This is a genomic window from Trichocoleus sp. DQ-A3, from assembly GCF_039961975.1.
GTDB lineage: Bacteria > Cyanobacteriota > Cyanobacteriia > Cyanobacteriales > FACHB-T130 > FACHB-T130.
On the sequence record NZ_JAMPKC010000013.1, the window covers coordinates 87,438 to 113,230 of the forward strand.

21 protein-coding genes and 1 pseudogene are annotated in these 25,793 nt (G+C 45.5%); 10 read left to right on the top strand and 12 right to left on the bottom strand.

Annotated elements, in window-relative coordinates; translation table 11 throughout:
- Positions 1-185: 185 nt before the first annotated feature.
- The gene (locus tag NDI44_RS18475) at positions 186-959 is read left to right on the top strand and encodes an ABC transporter permease (RefSeq protein ID WP_190412066.1); all 774 of its coding nucleotides are present in this window, start codon (positions 186-188) and stop codon (positions 957-959) included.
- A 165-nt stretch (positions 960-1,124) separates the two neighbouring features.
- Complete coding sequence (locus NDI44_RS18480) at positions 1,125-2,015, top strand: ATP-binding cassette domain-containing protein (RefSeq protein WP_190412120.1); 891 nt, start codon at positions 1,125-1,127, stop codon at positions 2,013-2,015.
- Here the strand turns inward: NDI44_RS18480 and NDI44_RS18485 are convergent.
- Together NDI44_RS18485 and NDI44_RS18490 are read right to left on the bottom strand one after the other, a co-directional pair.
- Positions 2,012-2,617 carry a hypothetical protein gene (locus NDI44_RS18485; protein WP_190412067.1) on the bottom strand — a complete coding sequence of 202 codons (606 nt, stop codon included), beginning with the start codon at positions 2,615-2,617 and terminating at the stop codon, positions 2,012-2,014. The two genes, NDI44_RS18480 and NDI44_RS18485, sit on opposite strands and share 4 nt — an antisense overlap.
- A 244-nt stretch (positions 2,618-2,861) precedes the next feature.
- Positions 2,862-3,821 (bottom strand): aldo/keto reductase, encoded by a 960-nt coding sequence (locus NDI44_RS18490; protein ID WP_190412068.1) that lies wholly within the window; start codon positions 3,819-3,821, stop codon positions 2,862-2,864.
- 166 nt (positions 3,822-3,987) lie between these two features.
- Here NDI44_RS18490 and NDI44_RS18495 point away from each other — a divergent pair, with 166 nt between their 5' ends.
- Positions 3,988-4,572, top strand: a complete 585-nt coding sequence (locus NDI44_RS18495) for a DUF1802 family protein (protein WP_190412069.1) — start codon at positions 3,988-3,990, stop codon at positions 4,570-4,572.
- Positions 4,573-4,710: 138 nt separating this feature from the next.
- Here the strand turns inward: NDI44_RS18495 and NDI44_RS18500 are convergent, their stop codons facing one another.
- On the bottom strand, positions 4,711-8,310 hold the full coding sequence (locus NDI44_RS18500) for a PAS domain S-box protein (protein WP_190412070.1): 3,600 nt from the start codon (positions 8,308-8,310) through the stop codon (positions 4,711-4,713).
- A 1,122-nt stretch (positions 8,311-9,432) separates the two neighbouring features.
- Here NDI44_RS18500 and NDI44_RS18505 point away from each other — a divergent pair.
- Positions 9,433-9,681 carry a hypothetical protein gene (locus NDI44_RS18505; protein WP_190412071.1) on the top strand — a complete coding sequence of 83 codons (249 nt, stop codon included), beginning with the start codon at positions 9,433-9,435 and terminating at the stop codon, positions 9,679-9,681.
- A 171-nt stretch (positions 9,682-9,852) separates the two neighbouring features.
- Here the strand turns inward: NDI44_RS18505 and NDI44_RS18510 are convergent, their stop codons facing one another.
- The 6 genes from NDI44_RS18510 to NDI44_RS18535 form a co-directional block, all read right to left on the bottom strand.
- Positions 9,853-10,815 carry a PrsW family intramembrane metalloprotease gene (locus NDI44_RS18510; protein ID WP_190412072.1) on the bottom strand — a complete coding sequence of 321 codons (963 nt, stop codon included), beginning with the start codon at positions 10,813-10,815 and terminating at the stop codon, positions 9,853-9,855.
- Between the two features lie 41 nt (positions 10,816-10,856).
- Positions 10,857-11,741: a ChaN family lipoprotein gene (locus NDI44_RS18515; RefSeq protein WP_190412073.1), complete on the bottom strand. Its 885-nt coding sequence runs from the start codon at positions 11,739-11,741 to the stop codon at positions 10,857-10,859.
- Positions 11,742-11,856: 115 nt separating this feature from the next.
- On the bottom strand, positions 11,857-14,295 hold the full coding sequence (gene ppsA / locus NDI44_RS18520) for a phosphoenolpyruvate synthase (RefSeq protein WP_190412074.1): 2,439 nt from the start codon (positions 14,293-14,295) through the stop codon (positions 11,857-11,859).
- Positions 14,296-15,068: 773 nt separating this feature from the next.
- Positions 15,069-16,052, bottom strand: a complete 984-nt coding sequence (locus NDI44_RS18525) for a DUF2382 domain-containing protein (protein ID WP_242037033.1) — start codon at positions 16,050-16,052, stop codon at positions 15,069-15,071.
- Positions 16,053-16,393: 341 nt separating this feature from the next.
- Entirely contained in the window at positions 16,394-16,603 is a 210-nt protein-coding gene (locus NDI44_RS18530) for an acetyltransferase (protein ID WP_190412075.1), read from the bottom strand.
- A 149-nt stretch (positions 16,604-16,752) separates the two neighbouring features.
- Positions 16,753-17,676: a DUF2382 domain-containing protein gene (locus NDI44_RS18535; protein ID WP_190412076.1), complete on the bottom strand. Its 924-nt coding sequence runs from the start codon at positions 17,674-17,676 to the stop codon at positions 16,753-16,755.
- Between the two features lie 350 nt (positions 17,677-18,026).
- On the opposite strand from NDI44_RS18535, the gene NDI44_RS18540 reads away from it, so the two are divergent.
- The 4 genes and pseudogenes from NDI44_RS18540 to NDI44_RS18555 all read left to right on the top strand — a co-directional run bounded on the left by NDI44_RS18540 (position 18,027) and on the right by NDI44_RS18555 (position 20,307).
- The gene (locus NDI44_RS18540; RefSeq protein WP_190412077.1) at positions 18,027-18,680 is read left to right on the top strand and encodes a bifunctional 4-hydroxy-2-oxoglutarate aldolase/2-dehydro-3-deoxy-phosphogluconate aldolase; all 654 of its coding nucleotides are present in this window, start codon (positions 18,027-18,029) and stop codon (positions 18,678-18,680) included.
- A 104-nt stretch (positions 18,681-18,784) separates the two neighbouring features.
- Positions 18,785-19,297 carry a L,D-transpeptidase gene (locus tag NDI44_RS18545; RefSeq protein WP_190412078.1) on the top strand — a complete coding sequence of 171 codons (513 nt, stop codon included), beginning with the start codon at positions 18,785-18,787 and terminating at the stop codon, positions 19,295-19,297.
- A 498-nt stretch (positions 19,298-19,795) separates the two neighbouring features.
- Positions 19,796-20,158, top strand: a pseudogene (locus NDI44_RS18550) (L,D-transpeptidase); the annotation flags it as partial.
- A 20-nt stretch (positions 20,159-20,178) separates the two neighbouring features.
- Positions 20,179-20,307, top strand: a complete 129-nt coding sequence (locus tag NDI44_RS18555; protein WP_277877541.1) for a hypothetical protein — start codon at positions 20,179-20,181, stop codon at positions 20,305-20,307.
- 15 nt (positions 20,308-20,322) lie between these two features.
- On the opposite strand, the gene NDI44_RS18560 is transcribed toward NDI44_RS18555, so the two are convergent.
- The gene (locus NDI44_RS18560; RefSeq protein WP_190412079.1) at positions 20,323-21,918 is read right to left on the bottom strand and encodes an Hsp70 family protein; all 1,596 of its coding nucleotides are present in this window, start codon (positions 21,916-21,918) and stop codon (positions 20,323-20,325) included.
- A gap of 343 nt (positions 21,919-22,261) precedes the next feature.
- On the opposite strand from NDI44_RS18560, the gene NDI44_RS18565 reads away from it, so the two are divergent.
- Both NDI44_RS18565 and NDI44_RS18570 read left to right on the top strand, forming a co-directional pair.
- On the top strand, positions 22,262-22,489 hold the full coding sequence (locus NDI44_RS18565; protein WP_190412080.1) for a hypothetical protein: 228 nt from the start codon (positions 22,262-22,264) through the stop codon (positions 22,487-22,489).
- A gap of 166 nt (positions 22,490-22,655) precedes the next feature.
- Positions 22,656-23,651 carry a hypothetical protein gene (locus tag NDI44_RS18570; RefSeq protein WP_190412081.1) on the top strand — a complete coding sequence of 332 codons (996 nt, stop codon included), beginning with the start codon at positions 22,656-22,658 and terminating at the stop codon, positions 23,649-23,651.
- 249 nt (positions 23,652-23,900) lie between these two features.
- On the opposite strand, the gene glsA is transcribed toward NDI44_RS18570, so the two are convergent.
- Entirely contained in the window at positions 23,901-24,890 is a 990-nt protein-coding gene (gene glsA, locus NDI44_RS18575) for a glutaminase A (protein ID WP_190412082.1), read from the bottom strand.
- 63 nt (positions 24,891-24,953) lie between these two features.
- Positions 24,954-25,781 carry a PHP domain-containing protein gene (locus NDI44_RS18580; protein WP_190412083.1) on the bottom strand — a complete coding sequence of 276 codons (828 nt, stop codon included), beginning with the start codon at positions 25,779-25,781 and terminating at the stop codon, positions 24,954-24,956.
- Between the last annotated feature and the right edge of the window lie 12 nt (positions 25,782-25,793).

The following is a 25,793-nucleotide window of genomic DNA, read 5'->3' on the forward strand; positions in this document are numbered from 1 at the left end:
TAATAGTTGCAGCAAGTCTAGCATATCTGGTTGAAAAACCGTGGCGGAGGCTTGGGAAAGCATGAGTATTTTAATATCCTAGTAGCAGCGAGCCGAACATATTAAGTAGCCGTGCGTCTACAGATAGGTTGCGAAAAAGCGTACCTTAATAATTGACTTATCTGGTATAGGGGTAACTTCTCACCATGAAATACGGGCGTGAAACGCTGGCAGTTTGCCAGCGAATTTTGATTGAATTATTACGACGGCGACGCAGCCTGATTTTTTGGTGTATTTTTCCAGTCTCTGTTTTGCTGATTAATGGGGTTATTCTGGCAGAAAATGCCAAGTTGTCTATGGCTGAGGCTTTTGAAAAGGCTGCTCCCTCAACACTGGTGGGTGCTGCACTATTTTTTAGTTGCTTGGGTGGTAGTGTAGCAACTGTGGTTGCAGAGCGAGAACAGCAAACCCTCAAACGTCTTTTTATCTCACCGCTTAGCGGAACGTCTTATTTCTTAGGAATTTTCTTAGCTCACAGCTGCATTGGTGTCGGTCAAGCCATTTTAGTTTACACGATTGCTGCTTTTTGGAATGCTCAGTTTCAGGGTTCTATTCTGTTAGGAATTCTGATTATTTTTTTGAGTATTATTTCCTATGTTGGTGTTGGGTTTATTCTCGGTACGCAGTTTGCTCGTCGCACAGAGGATGTCAATGCTTTGGTGGCAGCATTTGGGGTGCCTTTATTAATTTTAGGAGGTGCCTTTTTACCGACTTCGCTGTTTTCAAAGACACTGCTAAAAATTGCTAAGTTCAATCCAATTTATCACATGAATGAAGCCCTAATCGGCGTATCTGCTGATGGCAGTGGACTGGGAGAAATTGCATCTCACTTTTGTTTTTTATGCGTGTTTGCAATTTTAATGGTTGTAGGAGGATGGCTGTCCTACCAGCGGATGTTGAGTCTTGAAAGGAGACTGTAATTGTTTAAAAATAGGGATGTATACATAGTTTTTAACGTGGGGTTACGCTAAGCTTTACGCAAAAGCCAGCAAAATTTAATTTTATTCTCAGCGTAGTTGGCGATTTTTTGCCATACTTCTGTGTTTAAAGAATATCGTTCAGCTTGTAATCAATTAGGGAATATTGTGCTACGAATTGAGAAGCTAAATAAATCTTACGGAACGCGAGCTGTTTTACAGGAATTAACGCTGCATATTCCCCCCGGAGAAATTTACGGTTTACTGGGACCCAATGGAGCGGGAAAAACCACAACGATTAATATAATTTGTAATTTACTGAAAGCGGATAGTGGAGAAATTAAGATTAATAACCAACCTGTCTCAAACGCAACAAAAAATCTGATAGGGGTTGCGCCGCAAGAAAATTTACTTTATAAAACTCTAAGTTGTGAGGAAAATCTACATTTCTTTGCTCGGATTTATGGCCTAACAAATCAGCAGCGGCGTCAACAGGTAGAAGCAAGTTTAGTGGCTGTTAATTTATTAGATAGAGCAAAAAGTCCGGTGGAAACGTTGAGTGGTGGAATGCAGCGGCGGTTAAACATTGCGGTTGCTTTGGTACATCAGCCTAAGCTGATCGTTCTGGATGAACCTACGACTGGGTTGGATATTGAAGCGCGTTACGAAATTTGGGAGTTAATTCGGAATCTGAAAAATCAGGGGATTACAATTCTGCTCACAACTCATTTGTTAGATGAAGCCGAACGCCTTTGTCAAAAAATCGGGATTCTCAAAGGGGGTAGTATTTTGGCGGAGGGAAGTTTAACAGAGCTGCGGAAATTAGTGCCAGCAGTGGAAGTTGTGGTGGTGGAGACGCCGGAGGAGGAGCAAGCGATCGCTCGCGCTAAAAAATATAATTTCACTCCTCGGCGTTATGGGAATGATTTAGCTTTTTGGCTACCAGAACATCTAGAACTAAAGGAAATTATTTCCTGTTTTGATGGAATTCCTCTCGATTCGATTGCTCGGCAACCTGTACGGTTAGAGCATATTTATGTTGAGGTCACGCAGGGTTAAGAATTGCGCGATCGCAATATCTCTCCGTAACAGACAGACCAAAAATAAAGTGCAATATTAATTTCGCTGAACAACTTTGGGACACCCTCTAGCAAGACGGGAACTACATCGCCGCTTAACTTTAGCGAATCTACAGCGATCGCGCTGAACAGTAAACCGATACCACTGAGTAGCAGAATGTAGGGCGTTGATTGTATTTTCCGCCTGAAGGCTAATCCGTATCCCAAGGTCGCTATCGCATATACGACGATGGTTATTAACTTGGGAATTCCTGCTCTTAAAAGAATAATGTGAATCCGAAAAATTTCATTAATGAGAAACCCTCCAGTTATGATTGCCGAATACAGAATAAATGAATTTCGGGTTTGTTGTCGTTGAATCGTTCTCAGCAATCCAAAACTAAAAGTGCAAACAATGGGCGGTACCGCACATAATAATTGGAACGTATGAGTTAACAAACCCGCATTTGGATCGGCTGGGGCACGCGGCGGCTCGAATAGTATTCCTGCTGGAGAACCCAAGAATTGGGTATAGACAATTAAAGCAATAACTGCTAGGAAAGAGAAACTATTGACCCAAAAAGCAGAGCGGTAACTTGCCATAATTTAACCAGAAACGCTATCTCTTCAATAGAGATACACGATTCGCGCCAGCAGTTACGAATTATTACCGTAAGAAAAATAAGGTGATGGTTCGCCAAAAGCAATTTTCTATTTTTAAATCTGCTAATTAAATAAGAGAAAATAGGAGAAAGCCACCGCGATCGCTACTGTTGGCTCATCCCGATACAGCACTTTCACGGCTGACTCCCTAAAATTCTGATGCGAAAAATTCTCTGCGTTCCGATCACCAATTCCACATGACGGGGCTATCGTCTAGACGATCGGTGACAATCCGCCCAATTGCATCAATTTCCTGCAATTCATCAGTCGATAGTTTAATATCATCCGCCTTAGCGTTGTCTACGACTTGTTGGGTATTTCTCGCACCCGCGATCGCATTCGTTTGCGGTTGGGCAATTAACCACGCCAATGCTAGTTGAGCAAGACTACACTGATGGCTTTCGGCAATCGGACGCAGTTTATCCAAAGCTTGCTGGGCGCGTTGGTAGTTCTCCCCTTGAAAAAGCTTATTTTTCGCACGATTATCCGCTGGATCGAATTGATGATCGGAGCCGAATTTTCCAGTTAATAATCCTTGAGCGAGAGACGAATAAGCCAGAATTGAAATCTTGTTTTCAACGCAGTAAGGCATGGCATCCTTCTCCACCCAACGCCAAAATAGGGAATACGGCGGTTGCAAACTATCAATGCGTCCATACTGGGCGGCTTCTTCCAATTGGGCGCGGGAGAAATTAGAAACGCCAATTGCCCGAATTTTACCTTGTTCCTTCAGATGGTTGAGGGCGCTCATGGTTTCTTCAATGGGGACTATTTCGCTTTTGAACACCCCAGAGGGCCAGTGAATTTGGTATAGGTCGATATAGTCGGTTTTTAGGTTTTTGAGAGAGCGATCGCACGCTTCAATCACTTGGTCATACTTGAGATGATTGGCAAACACCTTGGTTGCATAAACCGCTTGGTCGCGCACGTCTGATAGCGCTTGGGCGACAATCTGCTCAGAATGCCCCTCGCCGTAAACTTCAGCGGTGTCAACTGTAGTGATACCGGCATCAAATGCCACCCGGATTGCTTTTATCGTGTCGGCGTCTTCAATTCCCACCCACATCCTTTTGCCAGCTTGCCATGTACCCATGACAATCGGAGAGATTTGAATGTCAGAAGTGCCTAAGTGTCGTTTTTCCATGCGTCAATCCTGGTTTATCGGCTTCTGTCTTCATATTAGGCAACACTTGGGGGAAGGGGATGCGATCGCTTGGTTGATTTTCAACATCAAATCAGCATCAAAGTAACGATGTTAACTGACCTGTCGTGTGGTCGCTGTTAGCCTGGAATTAGAATATCCGAGACTTATGCAATCTACGACGACCACGAAAACCACACCTCACGCCCTCAAAGAATGGGCGGTTGCTGTCGATGCCTTAGAACAAGGCAAAACGATTATGCTGCTACGCAAAGGCGGCATCCGCGAGGAAAACAACCGCTTCACCGTTGCCGAAACAGAAGTTTTGCTCTACCCGACTTATGAACATCAACAGCCCGATTTGCTGAAAGCGGAATATTCCAATCTGGTGCAACCCGTCGCCTCCGGTTGGCATCCAGAAACCATCCGAATCGGTGCTTGGGCTGAAATTACTGATATTTTGCCTGTGAGTGAAGAATCAGCGGTGAGAGGGCTGCTACCGTACCATATTTGGAACGAGCAATTTGTCAGCGATCGCCTCAAATGGAAGCCGCGTCAGCCGATTTATGTGCTGCTACTACGCACTTACAAACTGACTCAAGCGCAGATTATCGCTTACCGCCCGGAATATGGAGGTTGCAAGTCGTGGATCGATCTTGCAAGCGCGATCGCATTTGAGGATGCAAAACCTGTTTTAGATGATGCAGAATATGCCCAGCAAATCACAACAATTCGGCAAATAGCTAATTGGTGAGAGGTATTCCATTATCCGCTATGTCAAATCTGGCTAATTCGCCGTAATTCTCCGGAACCCCACCCCGCCATCTCCTGCGGCTCCGGCTCCCCTCCTCGCAAGCGGGGTGGGGTTCTTTTATTATGGAAACCGGACAGATTACCCATTACCAGGCATTGAATGCGTCAGCGGTAACTCTAAAGTAAACGTTATCTCTTCAGAAGCACTCCTGACTCGAAGAATGCCGCCTAAATGTTGGGTGAGTTTCTGCACCAGCGCTAATCCTAAACCAGTTCCGCCCTGCTTCCAGCGATCGGCACGGGGAATGCGGTAAAACTTGTCAAAAATGCGGGGTAGCTCTTCAGGCGGAATCTCGACCCCAGAGTTGCTCACCTTGATTTGCATCATTGCTGAAGCGGCACGAACTGTTACTGTAATGCGTTCTCCCGGTGGGGTATACTTGCACGCATTATTGAGCAACTCTGTCAAAATCCGCTCCATGCTGGCTAATTCCGAGACTAGGGTGGGCAAGTCTGAGGGAATATCAACCTGTAAGATTTGTTCGCGTTCCTGTATGCGGGAGCGAAATGATTCAATAATATTCGGCAACCACTCTGGTAGATCGATTGCCGTGGCAAGAAAGCTGGGATAAGACGCAGCTGCTAGCCGTTGCAAGTCTAGAAGGTCATTGATTAGCTCAGTTTCTCGGTTGCACTCTGTTTGCAATATTTGTAGATAGCGCTGAGAGCGATCGCCTGTCGGAGAAACCTTGAGCATTTGGATCGCCATTTTCATATTGGCGATAGGAGTCCGCAATTCGTGGGAAACCGTGCTGAGGAAGTCATCTTTGAGTTGATTGAGTTTCTCCAGTTCCTGCACTTGGGCAAGGGATGTTTGATAAAGTCGGGCTTGACGAATGGCGATCGCGCATTGATTGGCTACCTGTTTGACCAGCCGAATCTCCAGATTGTTAAACGTATAATCTGGGTGATGGAATAACCACAAATCCCCCAGGACTCCTTGATCGTCGAACATCGGACAAGCTAACATCGATGCCTGACCGTGGATAGAGTTGCCAGAGAAGGAACACAATTGAAAATGCTTCCCTTGCCGGAGGGGTCGATAAATTTCCGGAAAAGAAGCCATTTGCAAGACGCGACCCTTCGAGGAAGGCATTGAGGCGGCGTATTCGTAGCAAATCGTGGCAGTTTCTTGTTCCAAGTTGTAGAGCGAAGCATGGCAGCTGCTCATGTTGAAAGAGAGTGCCAACTCCCTAACCGCTGCTTGCAAAATTTGGCTTTCGTCCAGACTATCGCGGACTTTGTCTGTGATGCGTTTCAGCACCGCATCAAAGCCGAGTGCTTTTTGCAACTGGGTAGTACGTTTTTGCACTTGGCGTTCCAGATTCGAGTTCATCTGTTGCACCTGCTTAAACAGTGCCGCTTGCTCAATGGCGATCGCTAACTGATTCGCCAATGAAGTCAGTAAGTCAATTTCTAATTGCTGCCACTGTCGGGGTTGCGAACACTCATGGACACAAAGCAACCCCCACAGAATAGGCGTAGGGGAAGTGGTGCAAAACACCGCATTTGCTCCCGTATTTTCCGCGACGGTGAAGATTTCGTCCCTGCCTCTTTGCAAAATCGGGACTATCAAAGTCGCTCTGACTTGAATCTCAGCCAGTAGGTCAAAATGATATTTATCTAAATGTGCGGTATGAATATCTTCTATCGCGGTGATTTCCCCTTGTTGGTGGCGCTGGACATAAATGTCTCCTAGTGGTTTTGAGATGGTGCTTCCCTGGAGAGACTTACACCCAGAACCGACCGATTCCATCATCACGACTCCACTCCAGTCTGGCTGGAAACGGTAAACGATTACCCGGTCGGTCTGGAGCAATTCTCGGACTTCAATGACGGTTGTATTGAGAATCTCGTCTAAGTCTAAAGATTGGCGAATGCGTTGAGCGATCGCTGCTACCAATCGCTGTCGCTCAGTCTGTTGCGTTAAGGCGGATTGTGCGAGCTTCTGTTTGGTAATATCCAGAGTAGTGCCAATCATCCGCACCGCTCTGCCCGTTTCGTTGCACAGCAACTGGCTTTTTATCATCATCCAACGAATGCTGCCATCAGGCCAGACAATGCGAAATTCCTGTTCGTAGCCCTGATTTTCTTCCAAGGCACGAATTGCTGCTTGCTGTACGGATTCGCGGTCTTCCAGATGAATGTATCCAAAGAAGGCGTCATAGGTTTTCTCAAAGCTACCTGGAGCCAGACCAAATAGCTTTTCATTGTTGTCAGTCCAGGTCACTTGATTCGTGAGGATGTTCCAGTCCCAAATGCCCATTTGTGCAGCTTCCAGAGCTAGTCTCAATCGCTCCTCACTTTGTTGCAGTGCCTCTTCTGCTTGCTTGCGTTTCGTGATATCGAATCGAATTGCTAAATATTGGAACGGTTTTCCTTGGTCATTTAGAAACGGCACAATCGTAGTATCGACCCAGTAACAAGTGCCATCCTTCGCTCTATTTTTAATTTCCCCTTGCCAAATTTTTCCGTCAGAAATCGTTGCCCAAAGATTTTGAAAGAATTCTTTTGAATGGAATCCAGAATTGATCAAACGATGACTTTGTCCAATCAATTCTTCTCTGGCATATTTAGAGATTTGACAAAACTTATCATTAACATAGTTAATCGTTCCCTTCTCGTCAGTTGCTACTGCGATCGCCGCTTTATCTAAAGCAAACTTGATGTCTGATAATTCCTTTAACGATTGTTCTAATGCCTGTTCAGCTCGCTTACGTTCGTCAATATTTTCAATAACCGAAATGAAATACTTCGGCTCACCCGTTGGTTCGCGTACCAGCGACACAGTTAAATTAATCCAAACTTGAGAACCATCTTTGCGGATGGAGCGCTTCTCGATGGAATAGGTCTGAATCTCTGACGCCAACATTTGGCGGACGTGTTCAAGATCCGCATTCAAATCGTCGGGGTGAGTAATATCCTGAAAAGTGCGCTCTCGCAGTTCCTCTGGCGTGTAACCCACAATATCGCAGAGTTTTTGATTAACCAGTAACCACTGCCCGTCGATGCTGACGTGAGCGATGCCAACAGCAGCTTGGTTAAATGTTGCCTGGAAGAACCTGTCGCTTTCTGTGCGTGCCTCTTGCACTTGCCTACGGTTGCTGATATCGGTGAATATGCCGATCGCACCCTGAAATTGACCATTTTCGCCAAAGAGGGGACTGGTTCTAGCGAATACCCACAACTCTCGATCGTTTTTGCAACGCCAACGCCACTCATGCTGTTCTTGGGTTCCTTGCTGCATCCGCTGGTAATACGAGTGTGCTTCAGCAAGGTCTTCCTCAAAGAGGAAATCAAATGCAGGACGACCCAGGATTTCCTCACTTGAATAGCCGAGCATTTCGGCGGTTTGCGGGTTAACGTATGTCGTTTTTCCCTCAGCATCGATTATCCAAATGCCTTCACCCGTCGCATCCAGAACTCGCCGATACATCTGTTCGTTTTGGCGCAGCAGTGCCTCAGTTTGTTGGCGCTGATTGATTTCATGTTGCAATTGTTCGTTAGCTTGCGCCAGTTCCGCAGTCTGGTTTCTGACGCGCTTTTCCAACTCTTCATCAGCTTCGTGCAACTTCGCCTCTGTTTGCTGACACCGGGTTAATGCAGCTTGCAACGCTTCTTTGGCTTTGAGAAGCTTTAGAGTTTGTGCTTTAAGCCGCATATCAAACTCTCTAGACATTCTGCGTTTTAATCTGCTCATCATAACTAGCCGCGTTGCAAAGTACAGTGCTACGATTAGCTTCTTCTATCTTCTTCAGTTACGAATGCGATCGCTCACAAGTTTTCTGGACTGTAGAAGACCTTTAAGAAGCTACGCTCACCATTTTCCCGCTTCTTCCATCTTCAAGGCAGCGGATGCCGCGTATACCGACATAGGTTGTGCGATCGCAATCTTCTTTTCCCTAAAAGACATTTGCTTACTTTGATATGCTATAACTTTCTCCTTGAACAAGGACTTACTACCGACAGACCAGCATCAGTCGGGCATTTTGTCCGATTCCCCAGGCATGGTTTTGTGCCTAGATTTATTAGAGCCTATATAGATCCTATAGAGTTTCAGAAGGGTTACACGTTCCCGTTTTTGCGAATTTGGCAATCATCTACGCGGTTTTTTCATAACTTCATATCAATTTTATGTTTCATATTTTACTGAATACATCTTGCTTGTTATATATTTACACCGATTAAGTGCATTGCCGCATTTGCTGATGCGAGAGCTAAGTCAAAGGGAATTCACCCGATTGGCTAAGACTCAACTGTGCTACCGAGACAATGTTCCCCAAAAAAAGCGACTGGCAACGACCTTTGAGCAAAAGTAATTATAGCCATAGGTCAAAGACCTTGGGGGAGTGGCGTGAAGAATTTGTCTCAATCGGTTCGGCGTCAAAGCGATCGCATTGATGTTGAGTTAAGAATGAATGCTACTAGACAACTTATTCCACAATTGGCGCTATATACAACTAGGCTAAGTTACCAGTTTCTACTAGCTATTTTGCATAAATTGTCAAGAAAAAAGTGATAAGTTTTATAACTACATTGCGCGAGCTTGATTGGAGCAAAAATTTTGTGAGTTCTTTAGAGGTATGTTATTGTAAACGATTAATAAATCCAACTTTACTTGGAGCAGCAGTTCATCCTAAGAGATTTTCCGGTCAAATCAAGTCGAGCGACTTTGAGCCGTCTTAGCAACTCTTAGTTGAGCTGTATAGACAGCTATTGTTAAAGGAAGCTTCCTCCAAGCATTTACCCTAAGAAAATCTGCTCAAGGGTTCACCCCTTTTTTTGAGAAAGGAGTTTTCTGATGCCTAAACAAATGTCCTGGTTGCCTAAGTCTGCGACGGATGATGAGAAGATTTTGTATTTGCAAAATCAACCCAATGAACCCTGGCGACCTTACACAGCCTTTCCGCAATACGCTGTACCCGACTACCGCGAACCAGGAATTTCTAGGGGTTGGGCAACTTACCAAAAGTTAATCCGGACAGGCTGGACTTTGGTTCCTAGTGAGAAGGCGCAGGAATTTTCTATTATAAATTCAGAGCAAAGCTGATAAAAAATACCCAGCAAGTAAAGAAAATTAACAATATCAAGTGTAGAAATGCCTGCTACCCATAAGTCTCTGGAGACCGTTTTTGCTAATGCAGCGTTGATTGATATCTAAAACATTTCTTAGCTCCCAATCCTAGATAAATTGAGAACTAAGAAAAAGTTGCACAGGGCGTTAATTTCTGAATTGTTTTAATTGTTTGCGGAGTAGGGCGATTTCGGTACTGTTACCGCTTTCTTCGCCCATTTTAAATAATTGAAATTTCTTTTGAGCCAACTCGGCTGCGGTTTGAATGAAAGCGCGTTGTTGTTTGGGTGCTACGCGCAACCGCGCGAGGGTGTTGGAACGCCTTTTACAGAGTGCTTCGTAGTCGGCAGATGAAATTACAGTTGGAACTTCGTCGCTAAGGTATGTTTTAAGCATTTTGCGATCGCGATCGGCAGCGACAAACCCTAAAACAATCATTAAAGCTGCCAGGAACCCGTAATTCCACAAAGCGATCGCTAGGGTCGCACCACCGCTGGCTTTTGCTAAAATCAGTGCGCCATTGTGGATTAAATGGGCACTCATCGCCGCAATCAACCCGCCAGAGATTAGCAGTATTTTCGTAAACAGGTTATGGCGATGGCGTGCCAAACCAAAACCGATGCCGGTGAGGGCTGTCCAAAAGCCGTGCATGAAGCCCAAGACAATGACACGTAGCAGCAGCAGATGTCCCCATTCTTCCCACGTCTTTGTACCCTGCAAGTAGAGGATATTTTCTACATAGGCAAATCCGAAACCCGCCATCGCCCCATAGACAATCCCATCTACCCAGCCATCAAATTCTCTGCGATACCACAGGTAAATAATTGCTACAGCAGCGCCTTTGAGGATTTCTTCGGTGACGGGTGCATTGACAGCCGTGGTGATGAATTGACCCCCAAGACTTTCTGCACCAAATATCAGTTGGATGGGTACGTTTAGAATTAATTGCACAATGATGCCACCCACCACTGCTGGCAGCGCCCCCCACAAAAATGCCGCAATCAGGTAGCGTGTCGGTTCTTTCTCAAACCGATCGATGCTAATCACGATGCGGATGTAAATAAATGTAGGAATCGCTATTAGAATGGCTGTGATTAAGAATCTATCCATAGAGAGAGCTTTAATTTATTCGTTTATAACTTATTGCTCAGTCACTTGTCTGGTACTGTTACCCAAAAGTAATCAGCGATCGCTTTATCAGTTTGTGCAGGCTCTTCTACCGTAGGATTGAGTAGAATCGATCGCTGGATTATTTTATTGCCCAAGCGTCGAGCAACACGGCTGGGAATTCCATAGCCGTAGACTATATGAGCTTGTCCAGCCAGCACGACGACTTGATAATCTGGATGGGTTTTTAGAAACTGCGCGATCGCATCTGCCATTGTTTCATCCCACAGCACTTGGGCAGTGAAAAATCGCTCAAAGTTGGCGCTGGAACCATGACCGGCGACTTGATGTTGTTGAAAAGCCTGTTGTACCATTTGGCGATATTCAGGATTATCGGTACGGATTTCGGCATCTGGTGGAATATAGCGCCGTTCCGCGGCTGTCAGGCTTGCTAATCCTTGTCGGGCAACTTTGCGGGTGACTTCGCTGGGAGTATTTAAGGCTAAGACAGGCAGTTTCTTTTCCTTAGCAAAACCCAAAATTGGGGCGTAATATTCCCAAGAAAAACCCCAGCGTTTTTTATATTCGCTTTGTTCGATTAGCTGAGTTTCTGTTATCTTCCCCGCCAGATAGCGATCGAGTACGCCTTGATAGGGACGCTGGAACATCTCCATTGCAATGGCAATTTTCCGATTTCGCCGATAGAGTTCCTGAATTATCTCCAGTTGAGCTTGGTGATCTTCAGGGCTATCGTGGGTTTCCCCTAAATAAATGACGTTTACCTTTGCAAGTTGTTGCAAAACTTCGGGTGCAGTATAGCTTTGCTGCGTTTGAGGGCTGGAGATTGTTTGGGAATAAGCAGGCAAGGCACAGAGGAGGAAAATAAACAGCGACCAAGTGCAGAATTGGGTAAATGAGTATTTTTTCATAAAGAGATTGTGGCAGGAGAGCATTCTTATCAGCTTACTTATTTCCAGCTACATGAAAAACCCGTTTTCTTGGGGAAAACGGGTTTCTTGACGTTCAGTCGTTGCAACGATTGAGTTAAACCCCTTCAACTTCCGCCACCATCAACAGCGTCTTCAGTACAGAATCCGGGTTTAAACTGATCGAATCAATCCCCAGTTCTACCAAGAATCGAGCAAATTCCGGGTAGTCGCTGGGCGCTTGACCGCAGATACCGATTTTGCGATTAGTTTTCTTAGCGGCAGCGATCGCCATCTTCACCATCCGCTTCACTGCTTCGTTACGTTCGTCAAAAATATGCGCCACTAACGCAGAATCCCGATCTAAACCTAACGTTAGCTGCGTTAAGTCGTTAGAACCGATGGAGAAACCATCAAAAACTTCGGCAAATTCTTCAGCCATAATTACGTTACTGGGCAACTCGCACATCACGTAAACTTGCAAACCGTTTTTGCCTTGTTCCAAGCCATGCTTCGCCATCTCTGCTAACACCTTGCGCCCTTCTTCGGGAGTGCGGCAGAAAGGAATCATCGGGATAACATTTGTTAAACCCATTTCATCTCGCACCCGCTTCAAGGCTTGGCACTCTAAAGCAAAAGCATCGCGATAGTTTTCATCATAGTAACGAGACGCCCCTCGCCAGCTAAGCATTGGGTTTTCTTCTTTGGGTTCAAATTGCCTGCCTCCCAAAAGATTGGCGTATTCATTACTCTTGAAATCGCTCATTCGCACTACTACCGGATTGGGATAGAAAGCAGCGGCAATTCTGGCGGCTCCTTGAGCTAACTTATCCACAAAATATTGAGGTTTGTGTTCATAAGCTACCGTCATTTCCGCAATTTTTTCTTTAGCTTCTACATCCTCCAATTTGTCGTAAGAAATCAAAGCTAAAGGATGGGCTTTGATGTGATTAGCAATGATGAATTCCAGCCTAGCTAATCCTACCCCATCATTAGGAATCGCTGAGAGGCTAAATGCTTCTTCAGGATTGCCTACATTCATCATAATTTTAGTGCGAGTGCGGGGTAGGTTCTCCAGCGGAATTTCTTGAACTTCGTAGGGTAATAATCCGGAATAAACCCGTCCTTCTTCTCCCTCAGAACAAGAAACCGTAATTTCTTGACCTGTTTTTAAAATATCTGTACCATTTCCGCAACCCACAATGGCTGGAATTCCCATTTCTCTGGCAATAATTGCCGCGTGACAGGTACGCCCCCCTTTATTCGTAATAATCGCGCTAGCTTTTTTCATGATTGGTTCCCAATCAGGGTCAGTTTTATCAGTGACTAAAACTTCCCCGGCTTGGAACAAATCAATTTTGTTCGCATCGAGAATTACCCTGGCTTTGCCCTGCCCGATTGCCTCTCCAACGCTACGCCCTGTTAGTAAAGGTACCGCCTGCTGCCCTCCTACCAGATGATAGCTACGCAGAACTGTTTTACTCTTTTGCGATTGCACTGTTTCTGGGCGAGCTTGGACGATAAAAAGCTCATTAGTAACGCCATCTTTTGCCCACTCAATATCCATCGGCATATCCTTGCCGTGGACATCGCTGTAATGATTTTCAATCAAGCAAGCCCACTCGGCGAGTTGCAAAATTTCGTCATCGTTGAGGGCAAATTTCCGTTGCTCGCTTACGGGAACTCGCTCATTCTTAGTGATTTTGCAGCCTCCCTGATCGCACACTAATTTGAATTCTTTGCTGCCCAGTCGTTTGTCAATAATTGGGCGGAATCCATCTTTTAAAGTGGGCTTGAAAACCAAATATTCATCAGGGTTGACTGCCCCTTGAACTACATTTTCCCCTAATCCGTAAGCGGCTGTAATTAAGGCGGCATTTTTAAAGCCGGTTTCGGTATCAATCGAGAACATGACACCAGAGGAGGCTAAATCCGAACGTACCATTTTTTGCACGCCGACGGAAAGCGCAACATCAAAATGGTCGAAGTTCTTGATGTGGCGGTAAGAAATCGCACGGTCGGTAAATAGGGAGGCAAAGCATCGATGACAAGCTGCCAAAACTCCTGGAGCGGTTTGAACGTTTAGGAAGGTTTCTTGTTGACCCGCAAAACTAGCATCGGGCAAATCTTCAGCAGTGGCAGAGGAGCGAACAGCTACATCCATGTCAGAGCCATAAAGCTTGCACATCTGTTGGTAAGCTGCGGTAATTGCTGTCCGTAGTTCCTCAGGGAAAGGCGTATGCATTAACAATGCTCGTGCCTTTTTTCCGCGTTCCCGCAGGTTGTCGAGGTCTTCAACATCCAAGTCAGAAAAGAGCGATCGCAGCTTGTCTTCTAATCCCGCTGATTGAATGAAATAGCGGTAAGCATACGCCGTTGTGGCAAACCCGTTGGGAACATTGACTCCCTGGCGGGTTAACTGCTGAATCATTTCCCCTAAGGAAGCATTTTTTCCGCCTACCAAAGGGATATCGATAATTCCAACTTCATCGAACCAGAGAATTAGCGATCGCTCTTTGGATAAGTGCAATGACCTTTCTGCCGCTGCTGTAACCATAGCTTTTTCTCCTTTTGTAGCTTTAGTCTAGCGATGGCGAGGCTGAGAATGGGTAAATTAGATCACTTCTTCATTAATTTTGTAATTTCTTTGGGATCACTGCGAAATCAGCCGGTTTTGGTTATAATTTCCAGAGATTAAAGCTGCCAATTAGCAAAAATGTCCTCGATAACAGGTCGGAATAAAGCTTAAAGAATTCAGGATAAATACTGAGGGATCGAGGATAAAGGTAAACAGAGTTTATAACTTTCGCCTTTCCTGCTCAAACTTTTTTACCCTTTAATTAATTAATTCCGATTTCCAGCCAAGTCCTTGTAGGCTGAGAATTGTTCTCTTGATTCCTTACCGAGGTACAAAGCAAAACGATAAAAGCCTCCCTATCTTCTTGCACGCACAACAAAATAGCAGACCAAATGGAAAAAATTCCCCCATCTCTGTGAAGTTCGGGGGCAAGGAAGGAGCTGTTGTAGAGCAATCAAAAAGAGTAGGCGATCGCGTTTGCGATCGGAGATTGGGAATGTTACAAGCGAGCATGCCCTGTATTGCTGAGATACGCCCCCACGTTTCTAGCGTGGGGCTACATAAACGAAGTTTGCCGGGAGCAGGCTAAAATTCTTAGTCTGTTCTCGGCAGCCGTTGTCCTCGCAAGCCTCCACCCTTCAGGGTGGAGGCGCATGATGCATTGGGATGCTCCCAGTTAGCAGTTCCCTATCACCCAAGTACCACGTTTCCAATCTCCAGGCACTTGTCTCAAACTTTATATCTCAACCGGGTTACTTTCCATTTGACGATGGCTTGATTGAACAGCGATCAAACCATTCCTGGTAAGTTGCCTGATGTTCTGCGTCTTCTAGAATGATTTCCACTCGGACTTTGGCACACCCATGCCCACGCTGATGCGCGATCGCATCTAAAATTCGACTTGCTGTTCTCGGTGAATCAAACTCACCTCTAACTGTTGGCTGAGTATCTAAACTTGTAGTTTTAGCGTCGATACTTGTAGATTTAGCGCCGATAGCTGCTTCAATCAGCTCAAGACCAGGAATTTCTCCTTGTCCTAAATCAATTTCTGCAAGCTGTTTGTGTTCGGGGCTGATTTGTTCAACAATTAGAATTTCGCGGCGGACTGGCACCTCTACCATGCGCGTTTCGATTTCTTTGCGAACGATAACTTCACCGACTTTATGTTTGTTGCTGTCAATGACTAATCGTTCTTCTAACAACCGGAAGATTTCTTCCTCGACAACTTCTGACTCTGTACTAAAAGTATTAGAAGCATCCTCTGGCATACTAGTTTGCTCCAGTTCTTCTGGGTGATTATTTAATTCATCTGGCGTTGCTATGAAAGAAGCAGTTGAGGCATCTGTTACTTCCCACTCAGCTTTCGTTGAGATTGGTGAAGTTTCTAAAGGCTCTACATTCGTTGTTTTTTCTAAGGGTACATATTCAGGCAAATACTGGGTTTCCGCTTTGCTAATGTCTACAAACAGAGTTTTTGTAGACGAGTCCACCTGCTGGATATGCTTGCTTCGGATGAGAAATAATGGGGCATTTTGATTTAGCCCTTCTTGAGATATCACTAAGTTTAGCTGACGGTCTGAATCGAGATTTACATCCTTCACCTTTCCTAACAGCAAATTTTCCCGATCTCTGACTGCAAAAGATTTAAGTTTACTTTGCAATTTATTTAGCAAGACATTAATTCTGACATCGTTTCGCCTTGCTCCTTGCCCTTGTGCTAGCATTTGATGGTTCATTTTAAAAACTTCCTAAACGATCTTGAAGCAAAATTCGATTTTTTATTCCATTTATGAACGGGTGTTTATATAGATAACAAGCAAGTCATCATCCCAGTTTGAAGTTTAGATTTTGGATTAGGCATGGCGAAAGGGGATCTTTACCAGGAGCATATTCGCTTTGTTAGTAACGAATTTTCGATTGCGTTGTGTGACTAATCGTTACCCAACCGACAAAAGACAATGGTAATACAATCCCATATCCGCCATTTCAAAATTTGCAGCCCTTTTCCTAAACTCAAAAGTTTCTAGCAAGACTTGACGAATAAACACCCGATAATGCTTAAGCGTTTTATTGAAAATTAGGTGGTTGTATAGTTGGCATCCATCCAACAGCGAGGTAGGCTTTCTCCAGAAGGAAAAATTAATTCTTTCTTCTCAAAAGAAGCTTTTTCCTGTTCCTCCTGCCCTGCTTGATCTCGCCCAGAAATTGCATCATTATTAGGGTTGAACAGCTCCTCAATATCGAGAACTTCTATCAAATCGCCGGTTTGTTTGTTTTTGAGAAACATGAAGACTTTCTAAATTAGGTTATCAGGTGCAAGTTAGTGGTAGGAAAACCCTACCTCTAAAGGTGCAGGCAGAGCTAATAATTTGCCCTGCCTGCATGGTTTTTACTCGCTTAAATCATCGGTGACTTAATCGCTCGTTGGAGGGCTTCTTAAATCCGATCAGAAGGTAAGTTAGTAGGGCGGTTAATAGTAGCTTTCCCGTCCGTATTCACATCTAACTCTTCACGACGAATCGTTTCTTCTGCGTCAACTGTTTCGTGATCTACAACTTTCTTAACTCTGACTTCCTCACGCACAAAAGCTTCTTTGTGAATGTCAGGAGTTTCTTCGTAGATTTCCACGCGGGCAACTTCCCCTTCGCGGAAATCAGCTTCGCCAGGAGTTACGGCTGTTCCAGCATCTGCTGGAGTAACTCGCTCAATCACCACTCGCTCTTTTTCAACTGGTACTGACACTCGTGCAGTTTCGGTTTCAATGTGCTTACCAACCGTAACTTCCCCGGTTTTAACGCGAGTTTTGTTAGCAATCAACCGCTCTTGGTACAGTCTGAGAGTTTGATGATCCCGATCGTTCAGTCCGTACAAATTCGGCTCTTGCTGATAGTTGTAGGTACTCCGATCGTAAGCGTCAATGTTAGGCGTAGCCGCTGCATAGGAGGTATCAACAACAGGTGCTGCATCAACGTTAGCAGAGGTAGCAGAGGCTCCAGTAGAGGGAGTGCGATAAACGCCTCTTACCCGTTCTTCATAGTCGTAATCAGTCCTGGTAGCTTCGTTGAACTCTGGTAAAGCTTCTGCTTGCTCTCTGGTCATGCCAATTGCGTAAACCCGATCCGTGTTGTAATCGATTCGCGAACGACCAATTGGTAGTAAAACTTTTTTGCCAAAAATCCAAAAGCCTAGGTCAACAACTAAATACCGAAAATGACCTTCTTCATCAACTAGAACATCGCTAACAGTTCCAATTTTATCGTCGGTACTACTTTCTGAATAGACCCCCATTCCATGAAGGTCATCTCCTTCAAACGTCTCGCTGTAGTTTGGATCAAAGTCAGTGAGTTTTAAAAGAGGCATGATTTTGTTTCCTCAAAATTATTTCTATATTTGCGATTTTATTAATTTTATTAAGTGTTTCCATCTCCCTAGCGACTGAATTAACTCGCGTTAAGTAACTCCTGCAAAAATTAAATCGAAGGATTTCAATATTTAAACTTGAGTTATTGAAAATGTAACTTGGTGGTTGAGCTTGAGTTTTTTAGGCAGTAACTGATAGCTAGAAATATTAAGAAATATTAATTAAGAGCAAGTTAAGATAAACAAATGCGTATTCCTAAGGGCTGAAAAACAAGTAAAAATTAAATCAGAAATAGCTAATAGTATCCAAGAAGTTCAAAAATTAATCTGCCTAACGGTAGAAAATGAGGATGTATAATCAGTCGTGGTTCAAGCAGGTGCAAAAGCACCGTGCGATCGCAGTCATTCGCGCACCGCAGATGGAGCTGGGTCGCCAAATGGCTCATGCGGTTGCGTCTGGGGGAATGCAGTTGATTGAAATTACTTGGAATAGCGACAACCCAGCAGAATTGATTGGTAATTTGCGATCGCAATTACCCGCGTGTACGATTGGCACGGGCACTGTATTAAATCGGGAACAGCTTAAAGACGCGATCGCTGCCGGTGCCCAGTTCGTCTTTACTCCCCACGTTGACCCAATCTTAATTCAGATAGCAATGGATAGCGGCGTGCCGATGGTGCCGGGGGCGCTGTCTCCAACGGAAATTGTCACCGCGTGGCAAGCCGGTGCCAGTTGTGTCAAAGTGTTCCCCGTCCAAGCGGTAGGCGGTGCCAGCTACATCAAAAGTCTGCAAGGGCCATTAGGACATATTCCCTTAATTCCGACTGGGGGGGTCACGGTAGAAAATGCTAAAGCCTTTCTCGCGGCTGGAGCGATCGCGGTCGGACTTTCCGGCAGTTTATTTCCTCAAAACTGGGAAGCCAATGCCTCGTCCTCTGGATGGGAGGCGATCGCCAAACGCGCTCAAACTCTGATGCAATTGGTGAATGACCCGACAAGCTGAGTTACGATTGAGCTAATAAAAGACCGACATTAGTTGCTCCTAGCAGCTAATCAGAGCTTTTCGCTGAATTTTTCTAACCGATCCACCGAGTGAGATGATTTGCCATGAAAAGCATCATTTCTGCTACTTTGCTGCATCGCCCAGTTGCATTTTTTGCTGGGGCGGTGGTGGCGCTTACGGCTTTGGATGCTGCTTTCGCACCCGCGATCGCTCAAACAAAGCAGCCGATTGTGGCTGCAAAAATGCAGGAATTGCAACAATCCGATCAACGCTGGATTCAGATTGACCTGTCCAAGCAACGACTGGTTGCCTGGGAAGGTGGAAAACCCGTCTATGCAGTGGTTGTTTCTACCGGCAAACGTTCAACCCCCACTCGCACCGGCACGTTTGCGATTAAATCTAAGCATCGGTCTGCCAGGATGCGCGGGGCTGATTATGATGTTCCGAATGTTCCTTACACGATGTATTACCACGGTGGTTATGCCATCCACGGTGCTTATTGGCATCGCCGGTTTGGAACTCCCGTTAGCCACGGTTGCATCAATGTAGCCGTTAATCATTCTAAATGGCTATTTAACTGGGCTGCGGTGGGGACGCCCGTCGTTGTCCATAAGTAAGAAGGAAAGTAAATAAAAATAAATAGTTTTTTTGGCTCTAGAACCCTCTTTTATGGAAAAATCTGGAATAGATTCCCAAAATCTATCTAAAGATGGTTTTAGCTAACTATCAGATAGGGAAACCTAACCTTAGCTACTTTCCTAGACCCGAAAGTGAGGTGTGTCATTAAAAGCCAAATTTGCTTTGCTTGGTTACGTCGTTCTGGAACCTTCTGGGCAAGTATTGCCCTGATCTTTGCGACTTTGTTTTCTTGGTCAACGCCCGCTCTGTCAGCATCAAAGTCAGTCAGGGCAAGGGAGACAGCCGAACAGCCATCGACGAGAAGATCAGTGCGATCGCGCAGAGCCATGCGGAAGCGCATCCGAGTTCGGAGAACAGCCGCCAGCAACAGGGTTCGCCGAGGCAGAAGAATTGCCAGCAACAAGGCTCGCGTTCGTAGAAGAGTCGCCAGCAACAGGGTTCGTCGTACAAGAGTCGCCAGTAACAGTCTTCGCGCTCGGCGATCGCAACGGCGCTGGATTGAAGTAAACCTTTCAAAGCAACGGTTAATTGCCTGGGAAGGTGGAAGACGGGTTTATTCTGTCCGAATTTCCAGTGGTAAGCGCTCCACTCCCACTCGCGTCGGGACTTTCAGGATTCAATCAAAGCATCGCACGGCTCGGATGCGAGGAAGAGACTACAACGTTCCTAATGTACCCTACACGATGTACTACTCTGGCGGCTATGCCATTCATGGAGCTTACTGGCATAACCGCTTTGGCACGCCAGTTAGCCACGGCTGCGTCAATGTGCCAGTCGCTCAAGCTCGCAAGTTGTACAGCTTCGCCTCACATGGCACAAAGGTGGTTGTCCGTCGTTAAGGGGTAACGGGTAATATCAAATGCGTCATCAAAGAACCCCACCCCCAACCCCTCCCCGCTTTTCCGGGAGGGGAGCCGGAGCCGGAGTGGGAGCGGGAGCAAAAGGCGATCGCTCTGTTGGTGGTGGGTTTCTTCTTAATTGCGGGTAATTAACCGGATCAAACCTAGCTCAGCTCAACGACCGGCTGATTGTCCAATAAAGTTTGATTGGTCAGCAGGTCTTCAACGGTGATTCGCAGGAAGCGATCGCGATCGACGCGAAACATAAGTTTAATGCGATCGCTTCCTGGGTACCCTGGTGGTGTCAAATTGGCAATGGTACGGGCACCCTGGCGGTCGTTGAGGGGTTGTACCGATGTCTGGTCGCTGCCCAGACGACGGGTAATTAAGCGATCGCCATCGAAATACACTTCAGTTCCACCTGTTTCAGCACCTAATTCTCCGACAATTAATTCAATGCTGGGTTGGTTTTCCACCGAAGCACCTAGAACTAATTCCACAGGTTGGCTCATCGGGTAAGCTTGACCTGAATTAATCAGTTGATGCCAGTTGTGGCGGTTATTCCGGCGATCCCAGTAGCGGATGCCATAGCTGTGGTAGAGAAAATCTTGCAGTTCGACGCCTTGACTCAGTTGCAGGGCACCTTGCGCGATCGCTTCAAACGGGCGATCGCAACGAATTTTGCTGGAGTCAAAGTATTGCTGCACCCACGTCTGTACGGCGGGGATTTGTACAGTCCCGCCCACTAATAAGACAGCATCAATATCTGACACTTCGATGCCTTGCCGACGCGCTTGCTGCAACACTTGAGTCATTGACTCGTCTAAGCGAGCAAAAAATTGGTGTTCTGTGAGGATGGCTTCAAAGCGATCGCGATTGAGTTCTAATTCGTAACTCTCAAAAGTTTCATCATTAAAATAAACCTCGTTCGCCTCGGTTTGCACAGATAACTGAATCTTTAACCGTTCTGCCAGTCGTGTCGTCAAAGGGGTCGGCTTCAATCCCTGAGTTTTGGCAAAATAATCAACAACCCAGTTGTCCAGATCCGAACCGCCTAAATTTTGTCCAGCTTTCGCTAATACCCTTGCAGTTTTTGCCTTCTGTCCGGACTTTTCAGCTAGCTGTTTTTTTCCCCATTTGAGAATAAAACCCAGTGGCTTCTGAGTTTCTGTCATATCCAGCCGCACCAGGGAAAGATCCAGCGTCCCGCCGCCAAAATCTACCACCAGCACCACACCCCCATCTTTCATTCCATAGCCCAAAGCGGCGGCTGTCGGTTCATCCAACATCCGCACTTGTTCTACTGGAAGAGTTTGGCATACCTGCCCCAGCCACTTGCGGTAAGCTTCAAAGCTGTCTACTGGCACCGTTAATACCAGAGACTGTCCTACATCTGGGGTAACGGTATGGAGTTTCTCAATCAGCTGGTTGAGGAACCATTGTCCGACTTGCTCAAAAGTAACGAACTGCCCATCTAATTCTGGGAGGAATCCTTGAATATCAGCCCCAATTCCTCGTTTAAAGCTGCGGAAAAAGCGGGCATCGCTAGTGAGGTCGAGACCGCGATCGCGTACAGCTTGCCCCACCACCACCGTCGAGAGTGCCGCATCCTCAACATAGAGCAAACTGGGAATTAGGGGGGGATTCTGCCCAGCGATGACCGATAACCCAGGTAAACTCACGGTTTCTGGTTGCTGGAGGGCTGGATTCCAGCGAGCGATAACCGTATTGCTAGTTCCAAAATCAATTGCGATCGCCATTCAGCTTCACACCGACAAACCGGCATCACGTCCTCAAGGATTTTATCAACGAATCTCCCTGTTTCCCTTCAAACTCAGTTTTCCTGCTTTTTTTGTCTGACTTAAAGGCTACTAAACCTCTATGCTGTCGAGGTTATAGCTTTTTTAGTAGTTTAATATACATTTTCTTGCCTTTTGTCGATTTCTCTGGTATTTTAACAACTCCCTCTTTGGACGCATGGCAAGTAAAAGAAACATTTTTTAACATAGAAGTGTCAAGGGGAATGTCAGGAGTTATCAAAAGTCCTCAAGCCCTTTAATCGCTAGATGACCATTCAGTATTTTTAGAAAAAGGGCTGAAAAGATGAATAACCAGCAACCAACAGAAGCTGCTAATTTCTTAGCAAACTTCAAAATTGGTCTATGGTTCTTCGGTATTTCCTTCTGGCTATTTGGGATTACCGATAGAAGTATTGCTTCATTATCAGATGGATATCTTTCTGTCATTGACATCGCGCAACTAGGCACGGCGACGTTTTTCTTTGTAAGTTGGTTGCTTTTAAAGCCAACCTCAAGGCAAAAGCAGGTTTAAGACAGGTGGCATTCGGAGGGTTTTTCCAGAGGGTATCGAGTGCCATTGGCACTTGATGAAGTAGACGATCCCAAATGCGATCGCTTCTATACAAGCTTCCAAGCACCATTAGGAGTGCTAAAGCCAAGCATAAATCAATAGAAAAATCTCAATCTTTTGAATTATTATGTCTAGCAATATTCTTCAAAACACTGATTTTAAACTCATAAACAATAATCAATACCTAGAGATTTCTCTATTTATCACCAACTTCAAGAATGGAATTTGGGTATTTGGAATTCCCTCTTGGCTATTCGGACTCACCGATAGAACGGTTGCTTCCTTTGCTGATGGCTATTTATCAGTAATAGAAGTTATCCACTTATTTACAGCTTCTTTTTTCTTCCTAAGTTGGCTGTACTTAAGACCCGATCAAAACTTAACGGGCGATAGTTTAGGCACAATCCAAAACTACCAAGGCGATGCAAATCCTTACCAAGATGAAGGATATTTATCTACAGTTCAAGATAGAATGCTTGAATTGCAAGAGCAGCATCAGCATATGATAGGGCAGGAATATATTCTACCTTTTCCCTACGTCTGCCAAATCTATCATTTATTAAATTTAAAACATCTGGAAAGTATTCACAACTTTAGCCTGAATAATTTACGGGTTATTAATGTGAGTCATTTCCAGCCTACAGCCATCGGTGGAATGGTGAAATTTCAAACTGTTTTAGATTCTCCAATCAATCCTTTAAGAATTTGGAGACAACCAATCGTTGAAGTGGACTTAACATTGCATAGTCCCTATACGGTTGAACTCAGCATTCCGGTTTACAATGGCAAAAGGATCGTTGTAATTTTCAATGCCATTCCGCTCAGCGACACCGAACATAAGTTCCTCGTAGACATTTACAGTGACTTAGAGTGGCCCAGACCTTTATTGCAATTTATCTTGCATTTTGCCTCTTGTTTGACACTCTTTGAAGATTTGCCTTACCTACAGAAACTAGCTGAAAGAAATATACAGCGGTTGGTCAGCTTAAATAGGGTTTCAAATCATGAAACAATGTGGCTCTTTCAAAGATTTGTAGACCTCTACGGTTCGAGTATAGAATCCTCGGAAACCAAAGCAATTAAAGCGATTGATGCGTCGCAAGAAGCTACTCTTTTAAGCTAAGACAGCGGAATCTAAGGGGTGCTGGGTTTCGTTTCAAGGGTTCAGGCTACGGAATTTCGGCTAAAGATAGGTGCTATTCAGGTTCAGTTGAATGGCACTGATTTCAGTCTTAAACTAAGGCTCTAAACTAAAGTTTGGGCTGAAAGCTCGTAACCCGTCAAAACGGGTTCAACGCTCACTCAGTCAGTTTAATTTAGCTTGATATTGCTTCTGGGTGTGGAATTTATCTCCAGGCTCATGGCGGCGGTTCTATTCAGATTCAGTTTCTTGCTTGTTGCACAAAGTATCCAGCAAACGGGATCTATCTGTTTGCAAGTCAAATAAATGTAACCCAAACTTCTCTGATAGTTCCTCAGACACCTTTATTCCCCTGACGCTGCTGCCGTGCGAGTCTAGCGGGGGTGAAAAAATTGCAATGCCCATTTGCTGTGGCACAACCACAATCAGTCCGCCCGATACTCCACTTTTAGCGGGAAGACCCACTTTATACGCCCACTCTCCGGCAAAGTCATACATCCCGCAAGTGTACATGACTGTCAAAATATCTCTGATATAACGGGAATCAACCGCACGCTCCTGGGTGATCGGGTTCATGCCGTTGTTCGCGAGAGTCGCTGCCATCACTGCCAAATCGCGGCAATTCACCATCAAAGAACACTGCTGAAAGTACAAATCCAGTGCCTCGTCAATTTTCGCGTCGATCATGCCAAAATTGAGCATCAGATGCGCCATTGCTCGGTTGCGATGCCCGGTCGTTCGCTCTGACATGAACACGGACATATCAATAAATAGGTTGTGTCCAACGTAACGCTGAAACATATCCAGCATCCGGTTTAAGCGCTCAGTTGGTCCCACTCCTTTAATTAAACTGGTGGTAGCGATCGCTCCCGCATTTACCATTGGGTTATAGGGTCGCTTTGAGGATTCATCCAGCTTAATAATGGAGTTAAAAGCATCGCCAGTGGGTTCCACTCCCACCCTTTTTACAACGTAATCGCGCCCATGATCTTCCAGCGCCATTCCGTATACAAATGCTTTGGAAATCGACTGAAGGGTGAACAACTGTTCCCAATCGCCGATTTCATAAACTTGACCATCCACGGTAACAATACATATCCCGAACCAATCCGGATTTGCCTTGGCGAGTTCCGGGATATAGTTTGCCAATACACCTTCATGAATTGACTTGTACTTGGTGTGCAAGTCGTTGAGAAAGTCTTGCAGGATGGCACTTGCCATTGGTAATTGGTAATAAGGAATGGGTAATCGCTAATTGTTTCGGGTGACATTAGCGATTAGAAATTAACGTAAACTTGCCGCCGCTTGTTTGATGGGTTCAAGCAAATCTAACGGTACCTGAAGCATATTCAGCGTACTGCGATCTGGAGTTTTTGGATCGGGACTGGGGCCATGATAATCGCTGCCGCCTGTCATCAGTAAGCCATATTCAGCGCACAACTTTTTGAGATTTTGAATTTCTTTGGCGCTGTGGTTGGGATGATAAACCTCAACGCCCATTAACCCAGCAGCAACCAATTCTTTCAGCACTTCCGCAACATCACCGCCTCGGAACAGGTAGGGATGCGCCCACACAGGCACGGCACCGCAAGAACGTAACATGGCAATCCCTTCAACAATCGAGAATTTCTCGTAATGCACATAAGCTGGTTTATCATCCCCCAGCAGACGATCGAAAGCTTCCCGCGATGACTGAAAATAACCTGCTTTTACGAGGGCAGTCGCAATATGAGGACGCCCTGGTGCCATGCCTTCGCCTAATTCAGGTAACTGAATCGGGTAGCCTAATTCTGCCAATTTAGCGATCATTTGTTGCGATCGCCGTTTCCGTCCTTCTAGGCGATCGCCCAAAGGTTCCCGCAGCTTCTGTTCATCCGGGTAAAAGCCCAAAATATGTAAGGAACAGTTATTGTGAACGGTACTGAGTTCCAATCCAGGGACAATTTCCAGGTTATGCAGTTTGGCAGCAGCAAACGCCTCATCCCAGCCATTCATCGTATCGTGATCGGTAATGGCAAGGGCGCGGACTCCGGCACTCATCGCCGCGTTAACGAGTTCGCTGGGTGTGAGGGTGCCGTCTGAGTAAGTGGTGTGGCAGTGTAGTTCTAGCATTCTTTAATTGTC

Bases quoted from the DNA above. Each gene is read 5' to 3' on its own strand.
- NDI44_RS18545 (WP_190412078.1), top strand. From the start codon at position 18,785: ATGAAAAGCATCATTTCTGCTACTTTGCTGCATCGCCCAGTTGCATTT.
- NDI44_RS18535 (WP_190412076.1), bottom strand. From the start codon at position 17,676: ATGCCTCTTTTAAAACTCACTGACTTTGATCCAAACTACAGCGAGACG.
- NDI44_RS18540 (WP_190412077.1), top strand. From the start codon at position 18,027: ATGTATAATCAGTCGTGGTTCAAGCAGGTGCAAAAGCACCGTGCGATC.
- NDI44_RS18565 (WP_190412080.1), top strand. From the start codon at position 22,262: ATGAATAACCAGCAACCAACAGAAGCTGCTAATTTCTTAGCAAACTTC.
- NDI44_RS18490 (WP_190412068.1), bottom strand. From the start codon at position 3,821: ATGGAAAAACGACACTTAGGCACTTCTGACATTCAAATCTCTCCGATT.
- NDI44_RS18515 (WP_190412073.1), bottom strand. From the start codon at position 11,741: ATGAAAAAATACTCATTTACCCAATTCTGCACTTGGTCGCTGTTTATT.
- NDI44_RS18475 (WP_190412066.1), top strand. From the start codon at position 186: ATGAAATACGGGCGTGAAACGCTGGCAGTTTGCCAGCGAATTTTGATT.
- NDI44_RS18560 (WP_190412079.1), bottom strand. From the start codon at position 21,918: ATGGCGATCGCAATTGATTTTGGAACTAGCAATACGGTTATCGCTCGC.
- NDI44_RS18485 (WP_190412067.1), bottom strand. From the start codon at position 2,617: ATGGCAAGTTACCGCTCTGCTTTTTGGGTCAATAGTTTCTCTTTCCTA.
- glsA (WP_190412082.1), bottom strand. From the start codon at position 24,890: ATGGCAAGTGCCATCCTGCAAGACTTTCTCAACGACTTGCACACCAAG.
- NDI44_RS18505 (WP_190412071.1), top strand. From the start codon at position 9,433: ATGCCTAAACAAATGTCCTGGTTGCCTAAGTCTGCGACGGATGATGAG.
- NDI44_RS18555 (WP_277877541.1), top strand. From the start codon at position 20,179: ATGCGTCATCAAAGAACCCCACCCCCAACCCCTCCCCGCTTTTCCGGG.
- NDI44_RS18530 (WP_190412075.1), bottom strand. From the start codon at position 16,603: ATGTTTCTCAAAAACAAACAAACCGGCGATTTGATAGAAGTTCTCGAT.
- NDI44_RS18580 (WP_190412083.1), bottom strand. From the start codon at position 25,781: ATGCTAGAACTACACTGCCACACCACTTACTCAGACGGCACCCTCACA.
- NDI44_RS18495 (WP_190412069.1), top strand. From the start codon at position 3,988: ATGCAATCTACGACGACCACGAAAACCACACCTCACGCCCTCAAAGAA.
- NDI44_RS18570 (WP_190412081.1), top strand. From the start codon at position 22,656: ATGTCTAGCAATATTCTTCAAAACACTGATTTTAAACTCATAAACAAT.
- NDI44_RS18525 (WP_242037033.1), bottom strand. From the start codon at position 16,052: ATGAACCATCAAATGCTAGCACAAGGGCAAGGAGCAAGGCGAAACGAT.
- ppsA (WP_190412074.1), bottom strand. From the start codon at position 14,295: ATGGTTACAGCAGCGGCAGAAAGGTCATTGCACTTATCCAAAGAGCGA.
- NDI44_RS18500 (WP_190412070.1), bottom strand. From the start codon at position 8,310: ATGTCTAGAGAGTTTGATATGCGGCTTAAAGCACAAACTCTAAAGCTT.
- NDI44_RS18510 (WP_190412072.1), bottom strand. From the start codon at position 10,815: ATGGATAGATTCTTAATCACAGCCATTCTAATAGCGATTCCTACATTT.